This is a genomic window from Nocardia sp. XZ_19_385, assembly GCF_015355755.1.
Lineage (GTDB): Bacteria > Actinomycetota > Actinomycetes > Mycobacteriales > Mycobacteriaceae > Nocardia.
The window spans coordinates 1-772 of sequence record NZ_JACVEE010000017.1; the positions used below are offsets into that span (position 1 = coordinate 1).

General features: G+C 56.5%; 1 rRNA gene. It reads left to right on the forward strand.

What is annotated here, in order from left to right:
• Positions 1-748: ribosomal RNA gene (locus tag IBX22_RS37160) — 23S ribosomal RNA — on the forward strand; the annotation flags it as partial.
• Positions 749-772: the final 24 nt, after the last annotated feature.

Here is a 772-nt window from a genome sequence, read left to right on the forward strand (position 1 = left end):
GTGGAGTCGTCGTTGAAATACCACTCTGATCGTATTGGACTTCTAACCTCGGACCATGATCTGGTTCAGGGACAGTGCCTGGTGGGTAGTTTAACTGGGGCGGTTGCCTCCTAAAATGTAACGGAGGCGCCCAAAGGTTCCCTCAGCCTGGTTGGCAATCAGGTGTCGAGTGCAAGTGCACAAGGGAGCTTGACTGTGAGAGCGACAGCTCGAGCAGGGACGAAAGTCGGGACTAGTGATCCGGCACCGGCAAGTGGAAGCGGTGTCGCTCAACGGATAAAAGGTACCCCGGGGATAACAGGCTGATCTTCCCCAAGAGTCCATATCGACGGGATGGTTTGGCACCTCGATGTCGGCTCGTCGCATCCTGGGGCTGGAGTAGGTCCCAAGGGTTGGGCTGTTCGCCCATTAAAGCGGCACGCGAGCTGGGTTTAGAACGTCGTGAGACAGTTCGGTCTCTATCCGCCGCGCGCGTTAAGAAACTTGAGGAAGGCTGTCCCTAGTACGAGAGGACCGGGACGGACGAACCTCTGGTGTGCCAGTTGTTCCGCCAGGAGCACTGCTGGTTAGCTACGTTCGGAAGGGATAACCGCTGAAAGCATCTAAGCGGGAAGCCTGTTCCAAGATGAGGTTTCTCACCCACTTGATGGGTTAAGGCCCCCCACAGACCATGGGGTTGATAGGCCAGAACTGGAAGCCCGGTAACGGGTGTAGGTGACTGGTACTAATCGGCCGAGGACTTACCAACAAAGAAGCTACGCGTCCACTGTGC